The sequence below is a fragment of the Xanthomonas sp. WCS2018Noco2-27 genome (assembly GCF_031843525.1).
Taxonomy (GTDB): Bacteria; Pseudomonadota; Gammaproteobacteria; order Xanthomonadales; family Xanthomonadaceae; genus Xanthomonas.
Genome location: NZ_JAVTIK010000004.1, coordinates 221,909 through 233,995, shown reverse-complemented (window position 1 = coordinate 233,995; position 12,087 = coordinate 221,909). Strand labels below are relative to the sequence as shown.

Sequence of the window (12,087 nt, the reverse complement as noted above, 5' to 3'; positions counted from 1 at the left end):
ATAGCTGTGCCAAGGCCGCGGTGCAATGCCCGCCTGGCGCCGCTGTGCTTTACGCCAGGGGACAACATGAGACAGCTAGTGACCGCAGCCATTGCCATGGCTGCGTTGAGTGGTTGCGCAACGGTGATGAACGACGCGACCCAGCCGATACGCGTCGATACCAAGACCGCAGACGGCCAAACCATTACCGGCGCCGACTGCGCCATCGGCAACGACAAAGGGCGCGTCACCCTGAAGTCCGGCCAGACCGCACAGGTGCGCCGGTCCGCGCACGATCTGGAGGTCACCTGCGTGCTGCCCGGTCAGCGCGATGCAGCGGGCCGCTCCATCTCGCGTGCCAACATGGGCATCTGGGGCAACATCCTGATCGGCGGCGCGATCGGCGCCATCGTCGACCACAACAAGGGCACCGGCTACACGTACCCCAGCTGGATCCAGCTGGTGTTCGGGCAGACGCTGAGCTTCGACCGCCGTCGCGAGGAACGTGGGCAGCCACTGCAAGGCGAGACCGCGCAAGGCGGTGTGGTGGCGGCAAGCGGCCGCACGCACAACGAAGCGGTGACAACGCCGCTGGCAAGCGATGCCCCCACCGTCGCGCCTGCCCGCGTTGCGGCATCGCCCGGCGTCGCTGCGGCTTCGACGACGCCTGCAGGCCCGGCGATGTCGAGCGAATCGTCCATGGCACGCGCCCAAAGCATCAGCAGCGGTTTGAACTGCGGCCCGGTGCAGGCCGCTGGCCCCACCCGCTTCACTGCGACCTGCCAGAGTGGCAGCACGGTGCAGATCGATTGCGCCGGCTTCCGCTGCACGCCCGCCTTTCAGTGATCTCCGGCGACTGCGCTCCGCTGCGAGCGCAGTCGCACCAGCATGGTTGTCGGGAACGCCCCGACAGCCTGTAGGCGCGCCCCCGATTTACGTGATGCACGTCTCATTTAAACTGCAACCACCGGACGCGAGGCCTGTTGGGCCGCTCAACTCGCGGGGCGTTGAGCACGCCCCTGCCGGGACATTGCTGATGCAGACCTGCCGTGGCGCAGTGCTGTCTTGCATCGGCCAACGCGTTCGTCAGAACGTTGCGACGCGATGAGCGCGCCCCGTCGGCTTTTCATCTGTGTGCCTGCGCTCGGTGTTTCCGTGTGCCAACAGTTGCGTCTGCTGATGGAAACCTGCACTTCACTGGATGTAGCGAAGCGCGTCCAGCGATGCGAACGCATCATTGCAGCAGTCGGCACACGTGGCGACCATCGCTGGTCTGCTGGCTGATCCAATCGATCTCGTCTGCTGGCCGATCTCATTGGTGCAGTACGCATCCTGCTCGCGCCTGCGTCGCACGGTGCGAATATCGCTGGCTGCTGGCCGCAGTACCGCAGTTGCTGACACGTCTGTCTGAAGTTGGTTGACCTGCGATGGCTCTGACTGCGCGCGCGGCCTCCGTGCTAGTTGCACCAAACGCCGCAGAGCAAGCGCCTCCACTGCAGCAATGCACTCCTAGCCGCACGACAGTGCTCCTGGCCTTCGAGCGAAGTAAGTGTGCGTCGATGCATGCGTGCTTGCTACGTACTTGCGTCGATGCATGCATGCGTGCGCATTTCACGCGATCACGCAGACCGCTCGCTAGGCTAACGTCAGTGCAGCGCTTCGCTGCAATGACTTTCAGGAGATTTTCATGGGCGACAACGCGTTTCTGACACCGGCATTCGCCATCTTGGTCATCGGGATCATCGCCGTGGTGTTCTGGCTGGTGACCCGCGCCAAGAAAAGGCGCAACAAGAAGTAAGCGAACCAAGCGTCAGCCTGCGACGTCATTGCGCGGTGCGCATCGCTCCGTGCGATGCGGCCGATCGGGCGTCAGCCGACGTGAGTCGGCGCGTGCTTGGTACACGCCTCATGATTTCAGATGTCGACATCGCGGAGGCCGAAGCAAAGACGCTTGGTTGCCTTACAGCAATCCGCGTTTGCCGAAGCGCATAGCCACGTCGATGCGGCCACTGTAGTCAAGTGCGCTATGTGCAGACACCGTACGCGCACTGGTCAACACGTCTCTTAGAAACGTTCGCCCGACGGCAGATAGCGCCACTGGCCGATGGCCAGCTTGCCCAGCGACACGCGGCCTACGCGCAGCCGGCGGATGCTCACCACGTCCAGCCCCACCTCGCCGCACATGTAACGCAGTTGGCCGGGCTGCACATGCTTGATCGCAAAGCGCAGCCGCTCTTCGTTCTGCCAACTCACCTTGCACGGCGGCAAGCTGCGCTGCTGATACACCAGACCGTGCGCGAGACGCGCCATGCCATACGGGCGTAGCTCGCCGCGCACTTCCACCAAAAATTCCTGTTCGATCGAGCTGGCGTCGGCCGTCAGCCTGCGCAGTACGCGGCCGTCCTGGCTCAACACCAGCAAGCCGCTGGCGTCGTCTTCCAGCGGCAGCGGCGCGCTGAGGCGCAGAAAATGCCGCTTGAGCACGCGCAACTCGGCGTTGTCCAGCTCGCTCCGGCTTGCCGGGTTAGCCAGCGCCAGCGCAGCGTCGGCGGTCATGCCTGCCGGCTTGTGCAAGAGCAAGGTGGCAGGCTCGGCAGGTTCAAGCACTGCATCCGGTGCAAGCGTCACCTGCACGGCGGTTGCCAGGGCCTGCGGTTCTTCGACAACGACCCCATCCACGCTGACCCAGCCACCCTCGATGTACTGCTGCGCCTCGCCACGCGAGCAGCCGAACTGCGCGGCAACGCATTTATCGAGACGAATGGGATCGGACATCGGGCAAGCTCAGCATCAGGGCACGGCAGTGTACGTGCTGGGTCGCCGAATGCGTGAGGCGAGCGCCTTTCCAGTCACCCGCTCCACAGACGGGCCACCCCACAAAAACCGCAAGGACGCTGTGGCACTGCCTGGGGTCACCTCACCGACTCACTTTCATCCGTGCATGCTTCTGCCCAGCAGCACAAAGTGGGAAACTCAGCGCTCACACAGGAGCTCGCAGATGTTCATCAAGTTCGGCACTACCCGGGTCCGCGTTACCCATATCTCCGTCATCAGCGATCCGTTCAACGCCGGCGAAAGCTTCGGCTCTTACTGCCACTCGGTCCGGGCCGGCATGATCTCTGGCGAAGAGGTCTTCGCGCGTTTCAACAGCGAGTCCGATGCACGACAGTTGCACGCCGACGTGCTGGCTGCGCTGGAAGGCTGATGCAGGGTTGGTAGCGCGGCGCGCGTGCTCGGCTGCTGAGGTCCGCCTCGTCACCAGATGCAGTGCACGCTGCCGACACTGCTTCACGCTCGCACGTAGTGCCCTGCACTGGGGGGCACTGGCGCAACATCGATCGACGCAGGTTGAGCGCATCTCTCGCTGTCGCTCCAGCGAATCTGCGCAAGGTCTATTGCAGGTAGTCCGACGCGCGTACCAGCGTGTCACGCACGGCATAACGAGCGTTCTGCAGGTGACACGCATCGATCCAGCCAGACGTTACAAGCGCGACTAACAAATGGCGCGCGCGATCAGTGATCGATGCGGATTCCTGCACATACGCTGCGACGACGTGCGTATTGCGTGCGTTATTTCCAGCATCGGCAACATCTATTTAACGTGCACGCAAAAGCAGCGTTAGCTGCGCTCCATGCCTCTGACGCCATCAAGATGTCAGGCGCCGATGGACAGCTGTCGGGGAATCTCTTCCGCGCAATGAATCCGCTGTAACTATTACAGAACGGAAGGCTTAAGCACGCCCCTCTCCAGCCGCTAGCTGGGCAAGAGGCTTGAGTGGATGCACCCCGCATCCACTGGGCCCTTCAGCTGCGCTAACTGGATGCGGTTATGAACGATTATTTGCAACGCCTCAATGTCGGCCGTCGCTTGGGGATGGCCTTCGGCATTTTGATTCTCTTGTCGGGTCTGCTTGTAGCAACCGGACTGATCACCATGTCCAACGCCCGTTACGAGCTGGATACCATCGTCAACAACAACATGGAGCGGATTCGCCTCTCGAGCGACATGCTCGACGCCAATACCAACGTGGCGATCGGCTTGCGCGACATCGTGATGGTGTCGGGCGATGCAGCCAACCGCCGCGCGATGGAGATGGTCCAAAACAATCGCGCGCGTTACAAGGAATCTCACGCTGCACTGGCGGCCATGCCCAGCAGCGACGTAGAAAAGGCTGCGCTCAAGCTGGTGCAGGAAAAACGCGACATCTCGGTCAAGTTCAACAACCAGATTCTCGACTACGGCATCCACGACCAGAACCAGGAGGCTCTGGGCTTGTTGCAAGGTGCGGCCGCCACTGCGATGAATGAGCAGCAGGCCGCCATTCGCGACAACGCCGCGTTGGAGCGGCGCCTCAGCAAGGAAGCATATGCCGCGGCCGTGCAATCCATGCATCGCGGCAAGGTCATCCTGGCAAGTGGCGGCATCGCGGCATTGGTGATCAGCACCTTGCTGGCGTGGTTGATCACGCGTAGCCTGACCACACCATTGAGCCAGGCCACACGCACCGCCGAAGCCATCGCCGCCGGCAACCTGCACAACGACGTCCACACCACCGCCACCGACGAAACCGGCCGTCTGTTGCAGGCCATGGACAAGATGCAACTGCAGGTGCGCAATTTGATCGCTGCACAGACCGATATGGCCAGGCATCACGACGCCGGCACGATCAGCTTCCGCATCGATGCTTCGGCATTCCCCGGCGACTACGGCCGCATGGCCAATGACACCAATCTGCTGGTGGCCTCGCACGTTGCCGTACAGACCGATCTGGCACGCATCATGGGCCGCTATGCCGTTGGCGAACTATCCGAAGACATGCAGCCGTTGCCCGGTGAAAAAGCGGTGTTCAGCGACACCATGTCGCAGGTCAAGCTCAACCTCTCGGCGATGAATCACGAGATCAAGCATCTGGCGCAGTCGGCCGCCAACGGCGACTTCAGCGCGCGCGGCGATGTCGAGCGCTTTCAATTCGACTTCCGCATCATGGTCGAAAGCCTCAATCATCTGATGTCCACCGCCGACGGCAATCTGCAGTCGTTGTCGTCGTTGCTGCAATCGATCGCTGCCGGGGATCTCACCGCGCGCATGAGCGGCGACTTCCGTGGCGTGTTTGCGCAAATGCGCGACGACGCCAATGCCACCGCCAGTCAGTTGGCGCAGATCGTCGGCAACATCCAGCAGTCGGCCGTCTCGATCAACGCGGCTGCCAGCGAGATCGCGGCCGGCAACCAGGATCTGTCGCAACGCACCGAGCAACAAGCGGCCAATCTCGAAGAGACCGCAGCGTCGATGGAAGAACTGACGTCCACCGTCAAACAGAATGCCGAGGGTGCACGCCAGGCCAATCAGCTGGCGATCGGTGCCGCCCGCGTTGCCTCGCAAGGTGGCGAAGTTGTGGGCAAGGTCGTCGACACCATGAGCGGTATCGAAGCGTCGTCCAAGAAGATCGCCGACATCATCAGCGTCATCGATGGCATCGCGTTCCAGACCAACATCCTCGCGCTGAACGCAGCGGTGGAAGCCGCACGTGCAGGCGAACAAGGCCGTGGTTTCGCCGTGGTCGCCTCCGAAGTGCGGACGCTCGCACAACGTTCCTCCGGTGCGGCCAAGCAGATCAAGGATCTCATCGACGACTCGGTGCAGCGCGTGGCCGATGGTTCGGCGCTGGTCCACAGCGCCGGCAAGACCATGAGCGAAGTGGTCGCGAGTGTGCAACGCGTCACCGACATCATGGGCGAGATCTCCGCCGCATCGCAGGAGCAATCGGCCGGCATCGAACAGGTCAACCAGACCATCACCCACATGGACGAAACCACGCAACAAAATGCAGCGCTGGTGGAAGAAGCCACCGCCGCCGCACGCTCGATGGAAGAGCAGGCAGCGCAGCTCACCGATGCGGTGGCCATCTTCAGAATCGATGCACGACAGGCGCAAGACACCAACATGCGCACGGCCGCTCCGGTCGCACGGCTGCTCCACAAAGTCGCCAACGCCTGATCGATCCACGGCGGCAAGTTCACCGCGATATCTCCAGCACCGCCGCGTGCAACATGTCAGCAAAAGAGCGCCGCCTGGCGCTCTTTTGCTTTGGCTATTCACGCATCACGCCATCGGCAAGCGCTTGCGCGTGACACGAATGCGCGAGCGCGAGCGAACCTTCGCTATGGCGCATCTGCTCGACCAAGCACGCGCGCGATAGGCACTGCCTAACAACTTCGCAGTGCGGCAACCGTCGACGCAACGCCTACTCCCGCTGGCGACACATGGCATCGCCCTCACCCCAGCGTGCGTCACCTGCACGTCGTATCGCGCTTCGCTTATGACTTCAACATTTCGCACTCTGGTGCGTCTGCGGTACAGATGTGACCCATCATCATTACTTCATCATTTGACCTTCGAGAAGTGGTTATTTATTTCCTATCACTGTGAACAGTCATTGCATTACAGATAGGTATTACCTAACACGCATGACTGGGACGAATGCCGTGCAGCAGAAGCCGCTGGATTGCAGGCTCCGGCGCGCTCCGCCGATGGCTGCACACCCTGCCCGACGACCGGCTGGCAGTGCTGCGCGCGCGACGTTCCCACCCATGCTCATTCCGACGGCCCCGACCGTCATCCCCCTGCCGCTTGCCCAGGGCGTCATGTAGCGAGGTCTTTACATGGAATTTCGAGTCAACATCGGCACGGCATTGGGCATCGCCCTGCTGGCCACCGCCGGCGCTTCGCAGGCGTCCCCCTTCGGCACCCATCCGTCCCGTGGCACGGTCTTGTCGAGCAAGGTTTTGACCAGCTACACCCGCGATGCCATTGCGAACATGCTGCGCGACGACCCATCGCATGAGCAGCCCAGCTGCAACGTTCGCGTAGCGGAATTCACCTATGCCACCATCGGCGTCGAAGGCGAACCGGCCACCGCGTCGGCCGCGCTGCTGGTGCCGGGCGGGCCACAGTGCCAAGGCCCCTATCCCCTGCTGGCATGGGGCGAAGGCACCCAAACGTTGCGTAGTACGGAACAGGCCAAGGACATCCGCGACGCGCGCGGGAACGACCCGTTGGTCACCAGACTTGCCAGCCAGGGCTACGTCGTCGTCGCCACCGATTATCTCGGCCTTGGCAAATCGAATTACCCATATCACCCCTACATGCACAGCGCCTCGCAAGCCAGCGCCATGGTCGATGCGATGCGCGCCGCGCGCAGCGTCCTGCGCCGCTTGAACACGCCGCTGTCGGGCAAGGTGATGCTCTCCGGCAACTCGGCCGGCGCCCACGCCGCACTGGCAACACAACGCGAGATCGAGGCGCACCTGTCGCAGGAATTCAACCTCGCGGCCAGCTCGGGGATCTCCGGACCTTATGCGCTAAGCGAATCGGTATTGGACGATCTGACCGGGCGTAACACCGTGGCCGAAAGCACCTTTGCCTTGGTCTTTTTGAGCTACGCAATCACCTCCATGCAGCGCACTTACCACAACGTCTATCTGGCGCCCTCGCAAACGTATCAAGACCCCTGGGCCGCACAGGTGGAAGCGTTTTTCCCCGGCACGCACAGCGTGGGCGATCTGGTCACCACGTTGCCGCCGGTCGGCAAGATCAAGGACTACTTCACAGCGGCTTTTCTTCAGGACGTCGCAAGCAATCCGTTCAACCCATTGCGGCAAGACTTGCAACGCAACGACCTGCTCGACTGGCGCCCGCGCACCCGCACCTTGCTGTGCGGCTCATCCAACGATGCGAGCGTGCCGTTCAAGAACGCCACCAGGGCGATCGACACGTTCAAGCGCAATGGCAGCAACCAGGTGACAACGCTCGATCTGGGCACCGGCAAGCGAGAAGACAACAGCGCCTTCGTGCATCTGGCAGTCGAGGAAAGCTGCATCGTGGCCGTGCGTCAGCAATTGCTGGACCACAGCCGCTGACCGTTGCAAATACGCGCGCCTGCGCCTTGCCACCATCCCGCAGGCAGCTGCGGGATGGTCGATCATAATTCTTTACTCAGGCCGCAGCTGCGCCAGCGCATCCTTCAGGTCGCGAAACTGAAAGGGTTTTTGCAACCCATGCCGATGGCGGAACTTCTCCGGAATTCCGCTTTTCGCATATCCGGTGACGAAGATGTAAGGCACTCCGCGCGCATCGAGTTCTTCGGCGATCGGAAAGGACAACCTTCCACCCAGGTTGACGTCGAGCACGGCCAGATCCAGGTTGCCCTGCTGTACCACCGCAAGCGCGGTATCGACATCGCCTACCGTCGCAGCGATTTCGTACCCCAGCTCGGACAGACAATCTTCCAGCAGCATGGCGACCAGCGATTCGTCCTCGACCAACAATACACGCATGGTCACGGACGCACCTCGGCGAGCTCGATCGGCAGCGGAATGGAAACGCAAAAACGCACGCCCGTCGGCTCGAACGAAAGCTCTACATCGCCCTTGAGGTCGTGCTTCAAACCGCGTTCCAACATACGCGACCCAAAGCCCTTGCGCGTGGGCGGTTGCACAGCGGGGCCACCGGACTCCTGCCAGATCAGCTCAAGCATCTCTTGGCCGTCTTGGGTGTGGCGTTTCCACGCAATTTGCACAGCCCCCTCGGCCGACGACAGCGCGCCATATTTGAGAGCATTGGTGCACAGCTCATGTAGCGCCATCGAGAGCGCCAACGCGCGCCGCGGATCGAGACGGCAGGAATCGCCCAGCAGCGTAAAGCGCTCACTGTCGCGCGGTGCGTGCAGCGCCGCCGCATCGCGGGTCAGCTCCAGAATATCTGCACTGACCCAGTTCTCCCGGGTCAGCGTGTCGTGCGCACGCGACAGCGCGAGCAAGCGCGCATCGATTTTTTCCTGCGCATCGGCAAGGCTATCGGCATTGTTGAACGACTGACGCGCCAACGACTGCACCATCACCAACGAATTCTTGACCCGATGGTTGAGCTCGTTGATCAACAACTGCAGATGCTGCTCGTGCTGTTTGTGCTCGGTAATGTCGCGCGTGGCGCCGGCGATTGCCTCGACGTTGCCATCCGGCCCGAACACCGGCGTAAAGATGTAATCGTAGACCCGCAATCCCTTGACCGCATGCGGAAACGGCACCTCGCCCCGAATCGGCTGACGCGTGGCAATAACGCGCTCGATCTCCTCGTCATGCATCGCGGCATGCCACGGCTCATAGCCCAGCTCCAGGCACGTCTTGCCGCACGCGTCTTCCCAGCGCATGCCCCACATCGTCAATAGCGCATGGTTGGCGTAGACGAAGCGATGCTGGGTGTCGAACACGTATAGAAGGTCCGGCGTGGCCTGTAGCAAAGCCTCGTAAATACGCGACTTTGCGGCGTCTTCCTGATACTCGGCCATTCCCGTCATGGTCCTGAAGTTGGGTCGCACAATAGAACGATTGCCGTGAACGCTCGATCATGCCGGCACCGGGATCTTGACCGCCTAGAAATGCATACCTGCCGCGCGCCTTATGCCCGGCGAATCAGACAGACACGCCAACTGCTGCGAAGCGGCCCCGACCAATGCATGCGCCGGCGCCGCTGTGCCAGAGGTTGCCCGCACTGAGGTTTGGCGCGACCTCCACGCCACCTTCGCCCTGCCATCCAGGTAGTTGAAAGGTCTGACGGATCAGCACCTGGACGCCCGGGCGCGGCGGCTTGCGCTGCGATCGCCGTCGGGCGATGAACCCCGGAATAACCCATTCGATTCGCAAACCCACGGTCACCGGGGCGTCTTATGTGCACCGTAGCCTCCCGCCGAAAGTGACCAACATCCCCACCCTTCCATCACTCGAATCGGCCAGACCATGTCTTCGTTCTCGCGCAAAAACTCCCGTCACACCTCGATGCTGGCGTTCGCAATCATCCTCTGCTCCAGCGTGGCCACGACTGCCGCCGCAACATCGCTGCATGTCGTCTCCCGCACCGAGCAGATGACATCGTTCACCCACACCGGGCCGAGCAGGACCGAGGTGTTCAATCAGCAATGGGCGGACAGCGCCGCGCAATGCCGCGACACGTTTCCGCAGACCACCTCGGTGCAACTCGGCCAGGTCAATACGCGTGCGATCAACGCAAAGACCTTCAAGGTCACCGGCAAATGGATCTGCAGGGGCTGATCGCCGCGGCCGGCGAGCAGTGCTGATTTAAGAGTCGGCCTGCTTCAGGCGCAATCGCCAGGTGAGAACGAACATCGTGGCGACTGAGAAACCCAAGCGTAACTGCAACGCGATGCGGATGCGCGCAGCACGATAATTGCGGAGCAGATCCCGGATTGCGGAGCGTGGGGTTGGCATGAAGCCTTGATCTAGATGGTGGGCCACGATGGATTCGAACCATCGACCAAAAAGATTAGAAGAAAGCGTTGTTTCGCAGATCTATCTGTAACTTATAACCGCAAGTTTCCCGGAGGATTGACCCGGCGCCCTCGCTTCGCAAGGCATTACCCTCACGTTTCCAGACGTCTGTGCGGCACCCCTATGCCATCAGCGCGAACGGCGTGCCCGATGTAATGCCGTTGCATAGGCTTTGGCGTGAACCTACTTGCTTGGCCACATGGCTATTCGAATTCCTTGACGCATGCATGCATGCGACTCTCATGGTCAGAGTCTTTGAGCCAGGCGGACACAGTTGCGGCCTGCCTGCTTTGCCGCGTAAAGCGCTTCGTCGGCTTGTCTCAACAATTCGTCCGCGCTCACTTCTTCGTTATAGGAATCGAAAAGACATGCGCCTACGCTTATTGTTAAATGCCCATACGGACTATCGAGATGTTCGATGGAAAGTTCAGCAACACGCTGCACCATTCGCTCAGCTGTCATCTTCAGAGCAGCCCAATCGCTGGACGGTAGGAGCACCGTCAGCTCCTCGCCACCATAGCGAGCTGCAAGATTTCCAGCGCGGCGCGTCTGATTTTTGAGGACGTTGGCCACCGCTTTAATGCAAAGATCGCCTGCTGGGTGCCCATAGCGATCGTTGTAAAGCTTGAACTGATCTATGTCCACCATAATGACCCCGAGTGGCAATGCGGTGCGTCGCGCACGGCCAATCTCTGCGGGCAGAACCGCATCCAGTTGCCTCCTATTCGCTAGACCGGTCAAACTATCTTGCATTGCGATGGCTTCAACAGCGGCATAAGCCAGACGTAGTTCATCCTCAATTCGCAGTGTCTGCCGTACTTGGCGCGAAATAAGAACCACAAAAAGCGCTGGAATAAATAATATCAAGCACAACATAAGCAGCGATCTGTAGAGGCTTGCGTACCAAGCCGCCAAGATTGCCTGCTTCGATTTACCCGCCAGGACCACTAACGGATAGCGTCCGAGGCGTTCATAGCCATACATCCGCTCAACTTTATCTGTAATTGACACAACCATTGCCACTCCACTCGGAGAGTGCGGCAAATACATCCTAAAGATATCCCCTTGTGCAATACTTTTTCCTATATTGGCAGGGTCAAACGGTTGGCGCACCATGATCTTTCCCGCGCTGGAGGAGAGGACCACGACACCTTGCTCTTCCAATTGAAATTGCGCGTAAAAATCACTGAAATATTTCACACGCAGGGTGACGAGAAAAACCCCACCGAAGCTCCCATCCCGCTTATTTATTCTTCTCGATACCGGGATGATGAGTTCTCCGGTAGAACGGCTGGTGATCACATCCCCAACATGTATCGCCTCATCCGCGTGCTCTTTGTGATAAATAAAGTATTCCCTATCTGAATTATTAGCTGATGCGGGAATAACATCCTTATCAGTAACGACCCATTTTCCGTTTTCATCATAAACAAAGATACCGTGCAACTCGGGCAAACCACTCAACTGACGCCGGAAGAGTTGTTGCAACCGGTTTTTGTCAATATTCTCAAGGCCGTCCCCTTCAATGCGCTCCACTACCCCAAGAGAAAGTATCTCAGCACCTTTAATCGCATCTTCTGCGTGCTGCGCAATCGAGTGAGAGAGATTCTCCGTAGTCTCCCGTGCTTTTTTTAAAGCATAGTCATACCCGATCCAAGCTTGATACGCGTTAGTACCAAGCAGCAAAACAATCATTGCCACAGCAAAATAGGGAACAGACCTAATAATCAGCCGTTGCTGCTTGATGGATGCCATCACGGCCTT

At 60.3% G+C, this 12,087-nt stretch carries 9 protein-coding genes; 5 read left to right on the top strand and 4 right to left on the bottom strand.

What is annotated here, in order from left to right:
• Positions 1-66 precede the first annotated feature (66 nt).
• Positions 67-825, top strand: a complete 759-nt coding sequence (locus RQH86_RS10070) for a hypothetical protein (RefSeq protein WP_311260635.1) — start codon at positions 67-69, stop codon at positions 823-825.
• 1,218 nt (positions 826-2,043) lie between these two features.
• Here RQH86_RS10070 and RQH86_RS10065 read toward each other — a convergent pair.
• On the bottom strand, positions 2,044-2,754 hold the full coding sequence (locus RQH86_RS10065; RefSeq protein WP_055849133.1) for an rRNA pseudouridine synthase: 711 nt from the start codon (positions 2,752-2,754) through the stop codon (positions 2,044-2,046).
• Between the two features lie 223 nt (positions 2,755-2,977).
• Between RQH86_RS10065 and RQH86_RS10060 the strand changes: the two genes are divergently transcribed.
• From RQH86_RS10060 to RQH86_RS10050, 3 genes are all read left to right on the top strand, one after another.
• On the top strand, positions 2,978-3,184 hold the full coding sequence (locus tag RQH86_RS10060) for a hypothetical protein (RefSeq protein WP_311240197.1): 207 nt from the start codon (positions 2,978-2,980) through the stop codon (positions 3,182-3,184).
• 624 nt (positions 3,185-3,808) lie between these two features.
• Positions 3,809-5,977 (top strand): methyl-accepting chemotaxis protein, encoded by a 2,169-nt coding sequence (locus RQH86_RS10055; RefSeq protein WP_311240198.1) that lies wholly within the window; start codon positions 3,809-3,811, stop codon positions 5,975-5,977.
• 665 nt (positions 5,978-6,642) lie between these two features.
• Positions 6,643-7,899: a lipase family protein gene (locus tag RQH86_RS10050; RefSeq protein WP_311240199.1), complete on the top strand. Its 1,257-nt coding sequence runs from the start codon at positions 6,643-6,645 to the stop codon at positions 7,897-7,899.
• A 72-nt stretch (positions 7,900-7,971) separates the two neighbouring features.
• Here the strand turns inward: RQH86_RS10050 and RQH86_RS10045 are convergent, their stop codons facing one another.
• Together RQH86_RS10045 and RQH86_RS10040 are read right to left on the bottom strand one after the other, a co-directional pair.
• Positions 7,972-8,322 (bottom strand): response regulator, encoded by a 351-nt coding sequence (locus RQH86_RS10045; protein ID WP_311240200.1) that lies wholly within the window; start codon positions 8,320-8,322, stop codon positions 7,972-7,974.
• Positions 8,319-9,326, bottom strand: coding sequence for an HWE histidine kinase domain-containing protein (locus tag RQH86_RS10040; RefSeq protein WP_311240201.1), 1,008 nt, complete (start codon positions 9,324-9,326; stop codon positions 8,319-8,321). The genes RQH86_RS10045 and RQH86_RS10040 overlap by 4 nt, the downstream gene beginning before the upstream one ends.
• 448 nt (positions 9,327-9,774) lie before the next feature.
• Here RQH86_RS10040 and RQH86_RS10035 point away from each other — a divergent pair, with 448 nt between their 5' ends.
• Positions 9,775-10,086, top strand: coding sequence for a hypothetical protein (locus tag RQH86_RS10035; protein WP_238692167.1), 312 nt, complete (start codon positions 9,775-9,777; stop codon positions 10,084-10,086).
• A 483-nt stretch (positions 10,087-10,569) separates the two neighbouring features.
• On the opposite strand, the gene RQH86_RS10030 is transcribed toward RQH86_RS10035, so the two are convergent.
• Positions 10,570-12,078 carry a sensor domain-containing diguanylate cyclase gene (locus tag RQH86_RS10030; protein ID WP_115528667.1) on the bottom strand — a complete coding sequence of 503 codons (1,509 nt, stop codon included), beginning with the start codon at positions 12,076-12,078 and terminating at the stop codon, positions 10,570-10,572.
• Positions 12,079-12,087 lie beyond the last annotated feature (9 nt).